Consider the following 15179-nt stretch of genomic DNA (forward strand, 5'->3'; position numbering starts at 1 on the left):
TCCTGCCTGGATACCGAGACCCCGAATATACCCATACGGGACTCATCATTCAGCATAGAGAAGCTCATACCTTGTTCCTCCAGCCAGGTACCTCGGCGTCCAGAATGGACTCGAGGGCCCCGACCCGCTCCTGCATCTTGTCGGCTTTTTGCAAGAGGCCCTGCAACTGATCCCGTTCGTTATCGGCCAGTCCGACCCCGATCCGCCCCTTGGCCCTGTAGTGCAGCACCAGCCAGATGGGGGCGACCACCACCATGAAGACCATGATGGGTGCCACGAATATGCCAAGAATGTCTTCCATGCATTACTCTCCCTGTTTGCCGTCGCTGGCCTGACCCATCTTCTGGCGCAGGGCATCCAGCTCGCGGCTGATCTGATCGTCGACTTCCAGCTCGGCAAACTGGCTCGCCAGGGTCTTGTCGGACTGCCCAAGATCGGCGCGGGCCTCCATCTCGTCAATACGGCGCTCCATGCGTTCAAACTTGTCGACCACCCCTTGGCTGCCGCCACGGGCGACCTGGCTCTGCACATTCAAGCGGCTGCTGGCCGCCTCGGTGCGGATGACCATGGCCTTCTGACGGGCGCGAGCATCTTCGAGCTTGGCTTCGAGCTGGCGGATCTCGTCACCCAGCTTGTCGATGCCTGCGTCCACGGCCTGGCGCTCACGCGCCAGGTTATCGCCAAGCTCAGCCTGCTTCTTCTTCTCGATGAGGGCGGCGCGCGCCAAATCTTCACGCCCCTTGGAGAGGGCCAGCTCGGCCTTGCTCTGCCACTCGTCGACCCGCTCCTGATGGCGGGCGACCTGGCGGCCAATCTCTTTCTGATCGGCCAGGAAGCGAGCCAGGTTGGAGCGCTCCTTGACCAACTCATCTTCCATCTCCTGAATGATCAGGCGCACCATTTTTTGCGGATCTTCCGCCTTGTCCAGCAACGCCGTCAGGTTGGAGTTGATGATGTCGGCTAACCGGGAAAAAATGCTCATGATGAGACTCCTTTGATTGCATGAGTGATTTACCATTCGAGTATTGCAACCACCATGCCAAATATTTAAATATCGCTAACCCAATGATTTATCTAGGAACACCATGCCACATGACTCGAATGAAGAACAGTAGGGTGATAAAAATAACCAACTCTTGGTAAGATTGACCAGCTTTTACCAACCACAGGGAACATCATGGCCACGGAAAGCCTGCTTGGCGTGTCGAACGCCTTCCTCGAGATAGTTGAACAGACCTCACGGCTGGCGCCACTGCGCAAACCCGTGCTCATCATCGGCGAGCGGGGCACCGGCAAGGAGCTGATCGCCCATCGCCTACATTATCTCTCGCCGCGTTGGGATCAAAGCTTTGTCACCATCAACTGCGCCACCTTGAGTGAGAGCCTGCTGGAAACCGAGCTGTTCGGCCACGAGGCGGGATCCTTCACCGGCGCCGCCAAGCGCCATCAGGGCCGTTTCGAGCGCGCCGATGGGGGCACCCTCTTCCTCGACGAGTTGGCCACCACCAGCGCCCGGGTTCAGGAGAAGCTGCTGCGGGTCATCGAATACGGTGAGTTCGAACGGGTTGGCGGTGCCAAGGCGCTCAGCGTGGATGTGCGGCTGGTGTGCGCCACCAATGAAGACTTGCCTGCCCTGGCCGAACGTGGCGGCTTTCGCCATGACCTGCTCGACAGGCTGGCCTTCGATGTCATCACCCTGCCCCCCCTGCGTGAGCGGCGCGACGACATCCTGTTGCTGGCGGAGCATTTTGCCCACGGCATGACCCGAGAGCTGGGTTACGATCTGTTTGCCGGTTTCTCCCGGGAGGCGAAGGCGCGGTTGCACGACTACGACTGGCCCGGTAATGTGCGCGAACTCAAGAACGTGATTGAACGCAGCATCTATCGTCAGGCCAATCCCAGGCTGGCCCTCGGCGAACTGGTGATAAACCCCTTCGACTCTCCCTGGCGTCCCGGGGCGCGGCGCACCGCGTCCACCACCGGCATCGAGCCGGTCCGAGGATCCACGGGGCAAGAGGCGGATACAGCTGATACAAATGAGGCTTTTTCATTCTCTTTGCCGACCCTGCCTTGCGATCTGAAAACCCAGGTGGCGAGCGTCGAGATAGATTTACTCAAGCAAGCGATGCGACAATCCCAGTATAATCAGCGCAAAGCCGCCCAACTGCTGACCCTGAGTTACCACCAGTTTCGCGGGATGTTACGCAAATATCAGCTGCTGGACGGGGACAATGACCCCGTCTGAAAAGGTGGAGCGTCCTGTGACAGGTCGCCGCCGTGGGGGCCATCGGCTTCGCCAACTTGCTAACGACATGGTTTCATAATGAGAATGCTCACACCACTGCTGCTCGCCAGTCTCGTACTGCTTGGCGGCTGTCAGAAACAGACGGAAGCCTCCACAACGGGGCTCATCTACTGCAGCGAAGGGGCGCCCCAGACCTTCAATCCCCAGTTGGCCAATTCGGGGGCAACCCTGGATGCCAGCGCCCGCCCCCTCTACGATCGCCTGCTGGAATCGGATCCCTATACCCTGGCGCTGCACGGCAGTCTGGCCCGCGACTGGCAGGTGAGCGAGGATGGGCTCATCTACACCCTGAACCTGCGTCAGGATGTGTTGTTCCATCACACCGCCTGGTTCTCCCCCAGTCGCCCCCTCAACGCCGACGATGTGCTGTTCACCTGGCAGCGGCTGCTCGACAGCGCGAACCCCTATCACCATGTTTCTGGCGGCCACTACCCCTATTTCACCAGCCTGGGGCTGGATAATCTGCTGCACAGTGTGCGCAAGACGGGCCCCTATCAGGTGGTATTCGAGCTCAATCGCCCCGATGCCTCCTTCCTCGCCACCCTGGCGAGTGACTATGCGGTGGTGCTCTCTGCCGAGTATGGCCAGGCCATGCTGGCCGCCGGTACCCCCGCCCTGCTCGACAGCCGCCCCATAGGGACTGGCCCTTTTCGCTTCAAGGAGTATCGCCACAACGAGTTCATCCGCTTCGAGCGCCATCCCGGTTACTGGCGCGGCCCGGCCCCCCTCGAACAGCTGGTCTATGACATCACCCCCAAATCCTCCAAGCGGCTCGCCAAGCTGCTCACCGGTGAATGTGACGTGATGAGCTACCCCTCCGCCAGTCAGCTGTCGGTGATCCAGCAGCATGATGATCTCACCCTGGCGGTGCAGCCCGGCATGAACGTGGCCTTCCTCGCCCTCAATACCCGCAAGGCGCCCTTCAACAAGGTGCAGGTACGCCAGGCCATCGCCAGTGCCATCAATGTGCCCAATCTGTTGCAAGCGGTCTATTTCGGGACAGGCCAGAGTGCCAACAGCCTGCTGCCGCCGCGCTCCTGGGGTTATGATCCCAGCTCGCCGAGTCGCAAGCAGGATCTCGACCGGGCGCGGGCGCAGCTCAAGGAGGCAGGACTGCCACAGGGCTTCGAGATGCAGGTGCTGGTGCCGCCGGGTTCGCACCCCTACAACCCGGACGCCTTGAAGACGGCTCAGCTCATCCGCAACGATCTCGCCGAGGTGGGCATACGGCTGCGCATCGTGCAGCAGGAGGCTCCCGTCATAGAGCAGCGTCTGAGCAAGGGGAATTACGACAGCCTGTTATCGGGCTGGATGGCCGACAACGCCGATCCGGACAACTTCTTCCGCCAACTGCTGAGCTGCAACGCCGTGGCCCAGGGCAACAACGACAGCCGCTGGTGCAACCCGGCCTTCGATCAGTTGCTCGACGATGCGGTGGGCAGCGGCAAGCTCTCGTTCCGGCTGCGCAACTACTATTATGCCCAGCGCATGCTCAACGAGCAGCTGCCCCTGATCCCCCTGGCGCATGCCCTGCGTATCCAGGCCAGTCGCAAGGACGTGCTGGGGCTGGAGTTGATGCCCTTCGGTGGCACCTCCTTCAATCAGGTCCACCGCAAATGAGCATGCCAATCCGGACATCATCCCTGCCATGGCTAGCCTCCGACCAGCCTGCTGACAGCGCTGGCCTGCTCATTCGTCCCCAGGGGGACGCCCTCTTCATCCCGTCGCAGAGGCACTAGCATGCTGTTTTACATATTGCGTCGTATCAATCTGCTGCTCATCACCCTGCTGGCATTGACGGTGGTCGCTTATCTGCTCGATTACCGTCTGCTCGGCCAGCAACCGAGCTTCTGGAGCGGCTACCCCGATTTCCTGCGCCATATCTTCGAGGGAGACCTGGGGGTCTCCAGCGTCTCGGGGCGCCCCGTGCTCGATGAGATCCGCCACTACTTCCCGGCCACCTTGAGCCTGTGCGTCGCCGCCTTTGCCATCTCCTTGTGTATCGGCATTCCGCTGGGCACCCTGGCCGCCCTCTATCAGGGTCGTGGCCTGGATATGGGCATCATGACCGCCGGCCTCATCGGCTACGCGGTGCCCGTGTTCTGGCTGGCGCTGCTGGTGGTGATGTTCTTCTCCCTGGATCTCGGCTGGCTGCCCGCCTCCGGCCAGCTCAGTCTGCTCTATGACGTGCCATCGATCACCGGGGTCGCCCTGGTCGATGTGCTGCTGAGCGAGGAGCCCTGGCGTGATGCCGCGCTGCACGATGCCCTGCGCCACATGATACTGCCCTCTCTGGTCCTGGCCGTGGTGCCCACCACAGAGGTGATCCGCCATGTGCGCAGTTCCCTCATCGACGTGATGAAGCAGAACTACATCAAGGCTGCCGCCAGTCGCGGCCTCTCCCGCCGCCAGATTGTCTGGCGCCATGGCCTGAAGAATGCCCTGCCCCCGGTGCTGCCCCTGCTCGGCCTGCAGCTCGGCAGTGTACTCACCTCCGCCATGATCACCGAAGTGGTGTTCGAGTGGCATGGCATAGGACGCTGGCTCATCAACAGCATCGCCCTGCAGGACTATGCCGCCATCCGTGGCGCCACCCTGGTGGTCGCCGGTTTCGTCATCTTCATCAGTGTCAGTACCGACCTGCTGACCACGCTCATCTATCCGGCGCGGCGCAAGGAGTTGTATGCAAGACAAGGATAATCTCTACCCCGAGCTGCGGATCCTCTCCCCCCTGGAGCAGACCTGGGCGGCCTACCGGCGTAATCCACTGGCCATGGCCGGGCTCTGGTGCTTTGTCGCCCTGCTGCTGCTGACCCTGATTGGCCCGTTGCTGGTCCCTTATGGCATAGATGAGCAGCACAGCGAGCATCTGCTGCTGGCTCCCTCCTGGGCCAACAGCGGCAATATCGACTACTTCCTCGGCACCGATGATCTGGGCCGCGACATGCTGTCGCGACTGGTGGTCGGCGCCCGGCTCACCTTCGGCTATGCCCTGGGGGTGGTGACGATCGCCATGGTGATCGGCACCCTGATCGGCATGCTGGCCGGCATGAGCCGAGGGCTGAAGTCGAGCGTACTGCACCATCTGCTCGATACCCTGCTCTCCATTCCGTCCTTGTTGATGGTCATCATCATGGTCGCCATCCTGGGCCCCGGTCTTGGCAATACCCTGATCGCCATCACCCTCGCGCTGATCCCGCCCTTCATCCGCGCCACCTATAACGCCGTCCATACCGAGATGCAGAAGGAGTACATCATCGCCAGCCGCCTCGACGGTTCGCCCCCCTGGCGCATCATGCGGCTGGCCGTGCTGCCCAACATCGTCGAGACCCTGGTGGCCCAGACCACCCGCACCCTGTCGGCTGCCATACTGGATATATCGGCGGTGGGCTTCCTCGGCCTCGGTGCCCAGTCCCCCCAACCTGAGTGGGGAACCATGCTGGCCGACTCGAGCGACCTCATCTATCTGGCGCCCTGGACAGTCACTCTGCCAGGGATGGCCATCCTGTTTAGCGTGCTGGTCACCAACCTGGTCGGTGAAGGAATAAGAGAAGCACTCAAAGAGGGAAATGACTGATGCGGGTGAACCATGATATTCGCAGCCCGGGCATCTCCACCCCTCTCACAGGAGGGATCGCCTGATGCCACTGCTTGATATACGCAACCTCACCATCGAAATCGACACGCCCCAGGGCAAGGTCAAGGCCGTCGACAAGGTGAGCCTGACCCTGAGCGAGGGGGAGATCCGCGGTCTGGTGGGGGAATCCGGCTCGGGCAAGAGTCTGGTGGCCAAGGTGATTGTCGGTATCCAGAAGGATAACTGGACGGTGCGGGCCGATCGGATGCGCTTCAATGACATGGACTTGCTCACCATGGAGCCCAGGGAGCGACGCCGCATCATGGGTCGCGAGATAGCCATGATCTTCCAGGATCCCACCAGCTGCCTGGATCCCTCGGAGGTGATAGGCACCCAGCTGGAGGCTGCCATCCCCACCACCGCCTTCAAGGGCAAGCTCTGGCAGAGTTTCCAATGGCGCAAGAAGCAGGCCATCGCCCTGCTGCACAGAGTCGGCGTGAAAGATCACCGCAAGGTGATGCGGGCCTATCCCCATGAGCTGTCGGACGGCATGTGTCAGAAGGTGATGATCGCCATGGCCATTGCCAACCAGCCGCGATTGCTGGTGGCGGACGAGCCCACTAGCGCCATGGAGTCCACCACCCACTCCCAGATATTGCGTCTGCTCGACAAGATGAACAAGCTGGGCAACACCACCATCCTCATCATCAGCAACGACATCGCCGCCATCGCCAACCTGACCGACAACATCAATGTCATGTACTGCGGCCAGATGGTGGAAGTGGGCACACGGGAGCAGATCCTGGGATCGCCCCATCACCCCTATACCCATGCCCTGCTCCAGTCGATCCCGGATTTTGACAAGCTGGTGCGTCACAAGTCCAGACTCGAGACCCTGCCCGGGGTGATCCCCCCCCTGCAGCACTTGCCGATCGGCTGTCGACTCGGGCCCCGTTGCCCCCACGCCCAGAAGCTCTGCGTGCAGACCCCCTTGATGAGCAAGATCAAGGGCCATCAGTTCAGCTGTCACTTCCCCCTGAACATGGAGGAGCCCAAGAAATGATGGCCAGCCTCCCGTTGCGTACCGCAATGCCTGAGCGCATTCACCCCAGGACGCGGATCCATGTTCCCGTCGTTATGCTGATCCCGGAGTCATACCTGTGTTGAACGAGCCCACTTTTTCCCCCTCTCTGCTCCAGGTCCGGTCGCTCAGCAAGACCTATCAGAACCGTACTGGCCTGTTTCGATCCCGCGCCGTACAGGCCGTCAAGCCGCTCTCCTTCGATCTCGAGGTGGGCCAGACCCTGGCCATCGTCGGTGAGGCGGGTTCCGGCAAGAGCACCCTCGCGCGGATCCTGGCGGGCATGATTGAACCGTCCAGCGGCGAGATCCACATCGAGGGGCAGTTGATGCGCCATGGGGATTATCAGGCCCGCTGCAAGCTGCTGCGAATGATATTCCAGGACCCCAACTCCTCCCTCAATCGCAAGATCCGGGTGGGCCAGATCCTGGAGACGCCACTGCGCCTCAATACCGAGCTGAGTGAAGAGGAGCGGGAGGAGAAGGTGATGCAGACTCTGCGCATGGTGGGCATGCTGGCGGATCACGCCTTCTTCTACCCCCAGATGCTGTCGGCAGGCCAGCAACAGCGGGTTGCCCTGGCCCGGGCACTGATCCTCAATCCCAAGATAGTGGTCGCCGACGAGGCCCTGTCGACCCTGGATATCTCGGTACGCTCCCAGATCATCAACCTGCTGCTGGAGATGCAGGAGACCATGGGGCTCAGCTACGTGCTGGTGGCCAACGATCTGGGGGTGGTGAGCCACATCAGCGACGAGGTGCTGGTGATGCATGATGGCCAGGTGGTCGAGCGTGGCAAGACCCTCAAGGTCTTTGCCGATCCCCAGCATGGGGTGACCAAGAAACTTATCCAGAACTACAACAACGAATATCGCCGCTAAGCTTGCCGCCGCCAGCCGCCCGTCTCGGCTGGCGGCATAGCCGCTCTTCCCTCCCCCTTATTTTCCCCATAAAAAAACCCGGCACTGTGGCCGGGAATTGCGCTCAAACATGACACTTGCGTCGCTTGTGTTCAGGAACCCTTGCAAGGATAGGTGCCCCTACTGGGTGCAGCCACTGTCAGATCTGACAGGGGGACCGCTGTGGAAGCGGAACTGTTCATCGGGCGTGAGGATGAGACTCGCCTCCAGGGCGCCGAAGAAGGCGACACGCTCGCTGATATCCTCACCGGCATACTGCTCGGCCAGCGCCAGATAATCCTGATAGTGACGGGCCTCGGAGCGCAGCAAAGAGGTATAGAAACGACTCAGCTCCTCATCCAGATGCGGTGCCAACTTGGCGAAGCGCTCACAGGAGCGCGCCTCGATATAAGCGCCGATGATCATCTTGTCGACGACGGCGGCAGGCTCATAGGTGCGCACATGTTGCAGCAGGCTGCGCGCGTAGCGGGAAGCGTTCACGGCGCCGTAATGAATGCCGCGCGCCGCCATCAGTTCAAGTACCTGTTCGAAATGGTGCAACTCCTCCTGGATGAGACGCACCATCTTTACCAGCAGTTCGTTGCGCTCCAGCTCGTCAAAGACCGTCCTGGCCTCCTCCCCCATGGTGCGTTTGCCCAGGATCTGCGCCTTCTCAGGCAAGGCATCCAGCTCCCGGTAAAAATCGAGCTTGGGCAATAGGTGGCGCTTGCCCTTGGGCAGACAGTAACGACGCACCAGACTGTGAGCGGTGAGCGCGGCCTTGTTCTCGCAGTTGGCATGGTCGATGAGCAGTGTGGGCAGATTGGCAGGATCCCGCGCAACCTCAATCCATTCATCCGGGGTGTCACAGTGCAGAAATTGGCGAACTGGCGCGAGCAAGGCGTCCATCGAATGACCTCGATACGGGATGGGGGCGCCATGTTACCGGATCTTGGCGGGGAACTCGAGTCCAGCCCCCGCCTTGACGACCAGGAGATCATTAACAATAACTAATGGCAGGGCAAACCAGCCGAGGTTCGCCATATTTAGGGGTAATATCATGATCCTGAACCATATATGGGGGCTTTACGCCCACCCGAAAGATGAGTGGCACGACATAGACGACCACCAGGAAACCGTCGGCCACAGCCTCACCCATGTCGCGCTGATGGCGCTGATCCCCGCCGTCTGCTGTTACTTCTCCGCCGTGCACATTGGCTGGCAAGTGGGCCGCGGCGATCCCATCATGCTGACCATGAGTAGCGGCGTCTGGATGGCGAGCGCCATGTATCTGGCGCTCATGGTCGCCGTCGTCCTGTTGGCAGTACTGGCACTCTGGATGGCCCGCACCTTCGGCGCCAACCCCAATATGTCCCAGACGCTGGAGCTGGCCGCCTACACGGCAACCCCGCTGTTCATGACCGGCTTTGCCGCCCTCTATCCCGTGATGTGGTTCATCATGCTGGTGGGCTTGGTGGGGCTGGCCTGGTCCATCTACCTGCTCTACACCGGCATCCCCATACTGATGCATATCCCCGAGGAGCAAGGCTTCATCTATGCCAGCTCCATGGTGACATGCGGCCTGGTGTTGCTGGTCTGCCTGATGGCGGGGACTGTGCTCGTCTGGGATTGGGGGCTGGGGCCCGTCTTTACCAGCTAGCCGGAATGCGGCTAATGCCCATGAAAAACGGAGGCCATTGGCCTCCGTTGTCTTGCATGCTGTCTCACACAACCTGGAAAACGTTTAACTGCCTTCGTTAAAAATTTCCAGATTGTTGGTCTCTTCCTGCCACTCACGCACCGCCTTGTTGTCGTCGTTGCGCAGGGAGTTGAGGTGATCCAGATAAGCCTGATCCACATCCGCAGTCACGTAGTTACCGTTGAACACCGAGGTCTCGAAGTGACGCAGTTCCGGGTTCAGCTCACGCACCGCCTCTTCCAGGTCTTCCAGATCCTGGAATATCAGCCCGTCGGCACCGATAAGCGCACACACCTCTTCCACTTCACGACCATGGGCGATCAGCTCGTTGGCGGTTGGCATGTCGATGCCATAGACGTTGGGGAAGCGGATCTCGGGGGCGGCCGAGGCGAAGTAGACCTTGGCGGCGCCAGCTTCGCGGGCCATCTGGATGATCTGCTCTGAGGTGGTGCCACGGACGATGGAGTCATCCACCAACAACACCTTCTTGCCCTTGAACTCGGAGCCGATGGCATTGAGCTTGCGGCGCACCGATTTCTTGCGCTGGGTCTGGCCCGGCATGATGAAGGTCCGGCCTATGTAGCGGTTCTTCACGAAGCCCTGGCGGTAAGGCAGCCCCAGGGTGTGGGCGATTTCCAGCGCCACATCACAGGAGGTTTCCGGGATGGGAATGACCACATCCACGTCCAGATCGTCCCAGTCACGGGCGATCTTCTTGCCCAGCTTGCGACCCATGTTGAGGCGCGCGGCATAGACGGAGACCTTGTCGATGCACGAGTCCGGGCGAGCGAAGTAGACGTATTCGAAGATGCAGGGATTTATCTGCGGCGCATCGCTGCACTGCTCGGAGAAGAGCTGGCCCTGCTCGGTGATGTAGATGGCCTCGCCCGGGGCGACGTCACGTACCGTCTCAAACCCGATGGCATCGAGTGCCACGCTCTCGGAGGCGAGCATGTATTCGAGCTGGCCCTGTTCATCGATACGGCGACCCAGGATCAGCGGGCGTATGCCGTTGGGATCACGGAAGCCGATGAGGCCATGGCCTATCACCAGGGAGACCACGGCGTAAGCACCACGGATCTGCTGATGGGTCTTGCGCACGGCCTGGAAGATATCTTCCGGACGCAGCGCCATCTTGTCGCACAGATCCAGCTCGTGGGCCAGCACGTTCAGCAGCACTTCGGAGTCCGAGGTGGTGTTGATGTGGCGGCGAGCGACCTTGAACTGCTGCTCTTTCAGATCTTTGGCGTTGGTGAGGTTGCCGTTATGGGCCAGCACCATGCCATAGGGGGAGTTGACGTAAAAAGGCTGGGCTTCCGCGGCGCTGGAGCTGCCGGCGGTGGGATATCGGACATGTCCAATGCCGATATGCCCTTTCAGTCGCTGCATGTGACGCACTTCAAACACGTCCTTCACCAGGCCGTTGGCCTTGCGTTGCCGGAAGTTTCCACTATCAATGGTCACGATCCCGGCGGCGTCCTGGCCCCTGTGCTGCAACACCGTCAAGGCGTCGTAGAGGGCCTGATTGACGGGGGTGGTGCCAACTATACCGACAATACCACACATGTCCTTGCTACCTCGAAGTCACTGTACCTGTTTAAGAAAACTCGATGAGTTCTGCATGAAATCAAAGAACCACTGGATGACCAGCCCGAATTCGGGGATCAACCGGGATCCCTGCCACCAATCCGCCTGAGGCAGGCTGGTGAAGGTATCCATAAAAAACAGCAGGGCGCTGACGATGAGCGCACCACGCAGGGCACCGAAGCAGATGCCGAGTACCCGATCCGTACCCGATAGCCCCGTCTTGTTGACCAGCTCCCCCACCACATAGTTGACGATGGCGCCAAGGATCAGGGTTGCGACGAAGAGGGCCGCGATGGCCAAGCCATTGCGCAGTAGCTGATCGGTGATGGAGGTGAAGAAGACGGCGAGATCGGGGTAGAAGTTACTGGCGATAAAGAAGGCGACAAACCAGGTAACGAGGGACATGGCTTCCTTGACGAAACCACGCACCAGGCTTATCAGGGCTGAGAGGGCAACGATGCCCAAAATTGTGTAATCAATCCAAACCATGAGTCGTTCGTGTGTCTTGCAAAATTGCGGCGAATTCTAACAAAAACGATTGCGGATTGCTTGGGAAACTTCTTCCCTTCCCCGCCAAAAATGAAGGGGCGCCCAGTTGGCGCCCCTGATGACTTAGCCCTGTGCCGGGTAGAAAGTGGCGGCGCCCGGACCGACCGGCAGCCCCAGCACAAACACCCAGACATAGAACAGCAGGCTCCAGCCCAGCAGGAATACCAGGGTATAGGGCAGCATGGTCGCAATGAGCGTGCCTATCCCTAAGGATTTCTGGTAACGCACCGCCACCGCCAGGATCAAGCCGAAGTAGCTCATCATGGGGGTGATGATGTTGGTCACTGAATCCCCGATCCGGTATGCCGCCTGGATGACCTCAGGGGAGTAACCAATCAGCATCAGCATGGGCACGAAGATGGGCGCCGTGACCGCCCACTGGGCCGATGCCGAACCAATCATCAGGTTGATGACGGCGCACATCAGTATGAAGCCAAAGAAGAGACCGGGACCGGTCAGGCCCAGAGCCTGCAGGGCCCCTGCCCCCTTGACCGCAAACACTGTCCCGAAGTTGGTCCAGGAGAAGTAGGCAACGAACTGGGCCGCGAAGAACACCAGGACGATGTACATGCCCATGGTACTCATGCTGGTGGACATCGCCTTGATCACGTCCTTGTCGCTCTTCATGGTGCCCACGACCTTGCCGTAGACAAAACCTGGCACGGCGAAGAAGACGAAGATGAAGGCGACAATGCCGTGCAGGAAGGGAGAGCCCGCAATGGCCCCCGTCTCAGGATGGCGCAATATGCCATCCGCTGGTACCACGGTCAGCGCCAGCAGGCCACTGACCACCAGCACGGCCACCAGGGCCGACCAGAGGCCACGCTTCTCCCGGGCAGTCAGGGACTCTGCCTGTTGATCCAGAGAGACACTCGCCTCGCTCGGGTCATATTTACCGAGCTTGGGTTCGACTATCTTCTCGGTCACCCAGGCGCCCAGGCCGGTGATGAGGAAGGTACTGACGAACATGAAGTACCAGTTCACCTCGGGGCCGACCACATAACCGGGATCGATGATGCGGGCCGCTATCTGGGTGATGCCTGCGAGCAGGGGATCCACGGTGCCAAGCAGCAGATTGGCAGAGTAGCCACCGGAGACACCGGCAAAGGCCGCCGCCAGACCCGCCAGAGGATGGCGACCCAGGGAGTGGAAGATCATGGCCGCCAGGGGGATCAGCACCACGTAGCCAAGCTCGGCCGCCGTGTTGGACATGATCCCGGCAAAGACGATGGTCAGCGTGACCATGCGGCGGGAGGCGCTCATCACCATGCCCCGCATGGCGGCGCTGAGCAGGCCGGAGTGTTCGGCAATGCCCACCCCGAGCAACGCCACCAGCACAGTGCCCAGCGGTGCGAAGCCGGTGAAGTTGGTCACCAGGTTGGAGACGATGCGTTGCAAGCCTTCGGCACTGAGCAGGCTGACCACGGTGATCATGCCGTCGACGCTGCGGCCGGGCGCCCCTTCCGGGCGCGGATCCACCACGCTGACGCCCAGCCAGGCGGCGATGCCGGAGGCCACAATCAGAGTGAGGGAGAAGAGGGCAAATAGTGTGATGGGATGTGGTAGCAGATTACCAAGCCATTCGACCCCGTTCAAAAAGCGGTTGAACAGGCCGGGGCGCGCGGGCGCCAATGGTGTCGTCCTCGACGTCATCAATTACTCCTTATTCATTTGAAACATGCAATCGGCCGGTGCAGCCGATACGCCTGCGTTTCTAGTGAACCTGAGCAAGGACGAAGTGCGCACCCTGATCACCGAGCCGAATCAATCCGCGATGAATTGACCGCGAGCCTTTTACCCCCGGTGCACTGAATAGAAGATGAATAAGGGATTCAAAAACAAAAAAGCCATGGAAATCCATGGCTTATGACATTCAAATGGGGCTGGTTAACCGATGTGGGTCAGGCCGCCCATGTAGGACTGCAAGGCCGCCGGAATAGCGATACGGCCATCTTCCTGCTGGTAGTTCTCGATCACCGCCACCAGGGTACGACCCACCGCCAGGCCGGAGCCGTTGAGGGTATGGATCAGCTGGGGTCTGCCATCGATGCGCACCCGCGCCTGCATGCGGCGCGCCTGGAAATCGCCACAGTTGGAGACGGACGAGATCTCGCGGTAGGTGTCCTGGGCTGGCAGCCACACTTCCAGATCGTAGGTCTTGGCGGCGGCGAAGCCCATGTCACCGGTGCACAACGCCATCACTCGATACGGCAGCTCCAGCAGTTGCAACACCTTCTCCGCATGACCGACCATCTCTTCCAGCGCATCCCAGGATTGCTCCGGGTGTACCAGCTGGACCATCTCGACCTTGTCGAACTGGTGCATGCGGATCAGGCCCTTGGTATCGCGACCGTAGGAGCCGGCCTCGGAGCGGAAGCAGGGGCTGTGCGCCGTCATCTTGATGGGCAGCTCCTGCTCATCGAAGATCTCGTCACGGGCCATGTTGGTGAGCGGCACCTCCGAGGTCGGGATCAGGGAGAGCTTGCGCTCCTTGCTGCCCTCTTCGGCGTCGGAGACGATACCGGTGTTGAACAGATCTTCGGAGAACTTCGGCAGCTGGGTGGTGCCATAGAGGCTGTCCGGATTGACCAGATAGGGCACGTAGCACTCGGTGTAGCCATGCTGCTGGGTATGCAAGTCCAGCATGAACTGCGCCAGGGCGCGGTGCAGGCGGGCAATCTGCCCCTTCATCACCACGAAGCGCGAACCCGACAGCTTGACGCCGTTCTTGAAGTCCAGCCCCTTGAGGCCCTCGCCCACTTCCACATGATCCCGCGGCTGGAAATCAAATGCACGGACGGTACCCCAACGGCGTACTTCGACGTTGTCATTCTCGTCGCGACCGACCGGGGTGCTGTCGCTTGGCAGGTTCGGCATGCCATCGGCGATGGCTTTGATATCGCGCAGCAGGGCCTCGAGTTCGACCTTGCTGGTTTCCAGCTCGTCGTTGATCTGGGTCACGATGGCCTTGAGCGGCGCCACATCTTCACCACGGCGAGCCGCCTCACCGATGGACTTGGAGCGGGCGTTGCGCTCGGCCTGCAGCTCCTGGGTGCGGGACTGCAGATCCTTGCGTTTCTCTTCCAGAGCATTGACCGCCGCTACGTCCAGAACGTAGCCACGTGTCGCCAGACGCGTGGCAGCATCGATGATATCGCTGCGCAGATATTTGGGATCCAGCATGGTTTACCTACTTTTTCAGATGGGATCTGGGCCTGGGTTATCAAACCTGGCGAGAGAACAGATCCGGAAGTTAACATCGGTTGGCGCACCCCGGGTCTTCAGAGTCGAGCCTGCAAAATCAGGCGTTCGACATCAAGAAGATGGCGCAAGGCCGAGACAAACGGGGTCAGAGGGGCAGTGTAGCAGACCGCCCCCCTGCCCGAACAGGGACTATTGCTGTCGTTTTTGCCAAGTTTGAGGGCACAAGGCGGCCAATATTCGCCGATCCTGTCGATTGGCGTGCCAATCTCCAGACCGGTC

General features: G+C 60.5%; 14 protein-coding genes. 7 read left to right on the plus strand and 7 right to left on the minus strand.

The annotated features are described in order from the left end of the window. Nucleotides 1-64: 64 nt before the first annotated feature. Nucleotides 65-301, minus strand: coding sequence for an envelope stress response membrane protein PspB (gene pspB / locus M2367_RS10590; protein WP_005907556.1), 237 nt, complete (start codon nucleotides 299-301; stop codon nucleotides 65-67). A gap of 3 nt (nucleotides 302-304) precedes the next feature. Then, a complete protein-coding gene (gene pspA, locus M2367_RS10595) occupies nucleotides 305-982 on the minus strand; it encodes a phage shock protein PspA (RefSeq protein ID WP_042042885.1) in 678 nt (225 codons plus the stop codon). 195 nt (nucleotides 983-1177) lie between these two features. Here pspA and pspF point away from each other — a divergent pair, with 195 nt between their 5' ends. From pspF to M2367_RS10625, 6 genes are all read left to right on the plus strand, one after another. Beyond that, nucleotides 1178-2245: a phage shock protein operon transcriptional activator gene (pspF, locus tag M2367_RS10600; protein ID WP_224432742.1), complete on the plus strand. Its 1068-nt coding sequence runs from the start codon at nucleotides 1178-1180 to the stop codon at nucleotides 2243-2245. Nucleotides 2246-2329: 84 nt separating this feature from the next. After that, the gene (gene sapA / locus M2367_RS10605; RefSeq protein ID WP_224432981.1) at nucleotides 2330-3925 is read left to right on the plus strand and encodes an ABC transporter substrate-binding protein SapA; all 1596 of its coding nucleotides are present in this window, start codon (nucleotides 2330-2332) and stop codon (nucleotides 3923-3925) included. A gap of 120 nt (nucleotides 3926-4045) precedes the next feature. Beyond that, the gene (locus M2367_RS10610) at nucleotides 4046-5005 is read left to right on the plus strand and encodes an ABC transporter permease subunit (RefSeq protein WP_042042888.1); all 960 of its coding nucleotides are present in this window, start codon (nucleotides 4046-4048) and stop codon (nucleotides 5003-5005) included. Continuing rightward, complete coding sequence (locus M2367_RS10615) at nucleotides 4989-5882, plus strand: ABC transporter permease subunit (RefSeq protein ID WP_224432741.1); 894 nt, start codon at nucleotides 4989-4991, stop codon at nucleotides 5880-5882. The genes M2367_RS10610 and M2367_RS10615 overlap by 17 nt, the downstream gene beginning before the upstream one ends. 64 nt (nucleotides 5883-5946) lie before the next feature. After that, nucleotides 5947-6945, plus strand: a complete 999-nt coding sequence (locus M2367_RS10620) for an oligopeptide/dipeptide ABC transporter ATP-binding protein (protein WP_224432740.1) — start codon at nucleotides 5947-5949, stop codon at nucleotides 6943-6945. Between the two features lie 97 nt (nucleotides 6946-7042). Further along, the gene (locus M2367_RS10625) at nucleotides 7043-7843 is read left to right on the plus strand and encodes an ATP-binding cassette domain-containing protein (RefSeq protein WP_224432739.1); all 801 of its coding nucleotides are present in this window, start codon (nucleotides 7043-7045) and stop codon (nucleotides 7841-7843) included. A gap of 159 nt (nucleotides 7844-8002) precedes the next feature. On the opposite strand, the gene M2367_RS10630 is transcribed toward M2367_RS10625, so the two are convergent. After that, complete coding sequence (locus tag M2367_RS10630) at nucleotides 8003-8770, minus strand: tRNA isopentenyl-2-thiomethyl-A-37 hydroxylase MiaE (RefSeq protein WP_042042892.1); 768 nt, start codon at nucleotides 8768-8770, stop codon at nucleotides 8003-8005. Between the two features lie 151 nt (nucleotides 8771-8921). Here M2367_RS10630 and M2367_RS10635 point away from each other — a divergent pair, with 151 nt between their 5' ends. Continuing rightward, the gene (locus tag M2367_RS10635; protein WP_042042893.1) at nucleotides 8922-9521 is read left to right on the plus strand and encodes a Yip1 family protein; all 600 of its coding nucleotides are present in this window, start codon (nucleotides 8922-8924) and stop codon (nucleotides 9519-9521) included. An 84-nt stretch (nucleotides 9522-9605) separates the two neighbouring features. On the opposite strand, the gene purF is transcribed toward M2367_RS10635, so the two are convergent. From purF to serS, 4 genes are all read right to left on the minus strand, one after another. Beyond that, nucleotides 9606-11126, minus strand: coding sequence for an amidophosphoribosyltransferase (gene purF, locus M2367_RS10640; protein ID WP_042042894.1), 1521 nt, complete (start codon nucleotides 11124-11126; stop codon nucleotides 9606-9608). A gap of 18 nt (nucleotides 11127-11144) precedes the next feature. Next, on the minus strand, nucleotides 11145-11636 hold the full coding sequence (locus M2367_RS10645) for a CvpA family protein (protein ID WP_224432737.1): 492 nt from the start codon (nucleotides 11634-11636) through the stop codon (nucleotides 11145-11147). 123 nt (nucleotides 11637-11759) lie between these two features. Further along, nucleotides 11760-13349 (minus strand): AbgT family transporter, encoded by a 1590-nt coding sequence (locus tag M2367_RS10650; RefSeq protein WP_224432736.1) that lies wholly within the window; start codon nucleotides 13347-13349, stop codon nucleotides 11760-11762. Between the two features lie 234 nt (nucleotides 13350-13583). Then, nucleotides 13584-14879, minus strand: coding sequence for a serine--tRNA ligase (serS, locus tag M2367_RS10655; RefSeq protein ID WP_259236666.1), 1296 nt, complete (start codon nucleotides 14877-14879; stop codon nucleotides 13584-13586). Nucleotides 14880-15179 lie beyond the last annotated feature (300 nt).

Source organism: Aeromonas sp. BIGb0445, assembly GCF_024809075.1.
In the GTDB taxonomy this organism is placed as follows: Bacteria; Pseudomonadota; Gammaproteobacteria; order Enterobacterales; family Aeromonadaceae; genus Aeromonas; species Aeromonas rivuli.